This window comes from Colwellia sp. E2M01, from assembly GCF_018860585.1.
Taxonomy (GTDB): Bacteria; Pseudomonadota; Gammaproteobacteria; order Enterobacterales; family Alteromonadaceae; genus Colwellia.
In genome coordinates, this window is the sequence record NZ_JAHKPR010000067.1 from 1 (window position 1) to 1613 (window position 1613).

General features: G+C 39.2%; 1 protein-coding gene. It reads left to right on the forward strand.

Annotated elements, in window-relative coordinates; translation table 11 throughout:
• Window positions 1–334: 334 nt before the first annotated feature.
• Window positions 335–1372 (forward strand): quinolinate synthase NadA, encoded by a 1038-nt coding sequence (nadA, locus tag KO502_RS12730; RefSeq protein WP_216022941.1) that lies wholly within the window; start codon window positions 335–337, stop codon window positions 1370–1372.
• Window positions 1373–1613 lie beyond the last annotated feature (241 nt).

Genomic DNA, 1613 nt, shown 5'->3' on the forward strand with positions numbered 1-1613 from the left:
ACCACTCCTTACTTAAAAAAACACATATACTCAGAACGAACATATTCATATAAGTAAAGCCAAGGCTTTTAACCGTTTAATCAAGTTATCTCGAAGGTTCAAATCCTTCACGGCCGACCACTCCTTACTTAAAAAACACATATCTCAGATCGAACATATTCATATAGTAAAGCCAAGGCTTTTAATCTAACCTCCAAACCTAGAACTTAATCCCTAGAGCCTAGCACCTAAAACCTATTTAAATTTCATACATATTGGTAATACTACACTTTTACCTGTGTTTGGATTATAATTCACGCGTTTTAAAAGCAAGCCTATTAGATAGAGAGCACTCATGATACAAGCGAATACAGCAGTAGAATTTGATTTTCAATTTCCAGCTAAACCTGCACCGTTAACCAATAACGAACAGTTAGCCTATAAAGATCGCATCAAAAAATTACTTATTGAAAAAAATGCAGTATTAATTGCTCATTACTATACTGATCCAGTAATTCAAGCACTTGCTGAAGAAACAGGGGGGTGTGTTTCTGACTCATTAGAAATGGCTCGTTTTGGTAATACTCACGAAGCAAAAACACTGATTGTTGCTGGCGTGAAGTTCATGGGCGAAACTGCTAAAGTACTAACCCCAGAAAAAACAGTAGTAATGCCAAGCCTAGAAGCAACCTGTTCATTAGATTTAGGCTGTCCTATTGACGAATTCTCAGCATTTTGTGACCAACACCCTGACAGAACCGTTGTCGTATATGCAAACACCTCAACAGCCGTTAAAGCACGTGCTGACTGGATTGTAACCTCATCATGTGCACTTGAAATTGTTGAACACCTTGACTCACTTGGTGAAAAAATAATTTGGGGACCAGATCGTCACCTAGGTAATTATATTCAAAAAAATACTGGCGCAGACATGATCATGTGGCAGGGAGCTTGTATTGTTCATGATGAATTTAAAACCAAAGCGCTAAAAGACATGAAAGCCTTACAGCCAGAAGCTGCTGTATTAGTACACCCTGAATCACCAAGTGAAATCATTGCACTTGCAGATGCGGTAGGCTCTACTAGCCAATTAATTAAAGCGGCACAAGAGTTACCAAATAAAACCTTTATTGTAGCAACAGACCGCGGTATTTTTTACAAAATGCAACAGCTTTGCCCAGACAAAGAATTCTATGCAGCACCAACCGCGGGAGAAGGCGCAACCTGTAAAAGTTGTGCTCACTGTCCGTGGATGGCTATGAATGGTTTAAAAGCCATTGAAGAAGCTTTATTAGATCCAGCAGGTAAAGAAGTGTTTGTTGACATGTCACTACGTGACGGCGCGCTGAAGTCCTTAGACCGCATGCTTACCTTCAACCAAAGCAACAAATAACCCCACTATTTAAAATAACCGTATTATTTGTTTGAACTTTAAGCGAATAATACGCTTTTAATTGAAACTGTTAGGAATAGCTTGCACTACAACCGCTTTTTTCCTAACATAGCGCGCAGTTAGGGGATGAGAGATTTATCTGTTATTACCTTTTAAAAATTTGGTGAGTTGGCCGAGTGGTTGGTAGGTTGAATTGCCACGCAGGGCGTGTGCATCAACCAAGTATCTGATTTAATACAAC

What these genes read in the sequence shown, in the direction of transcription:
- nadA (WP_216022941.1), top strand. Translation starts at nt 335, where the DNA reads ATGATACAAGCGAATACAGCAGTAGAATTTGATTTTCAATTTCCAGCT.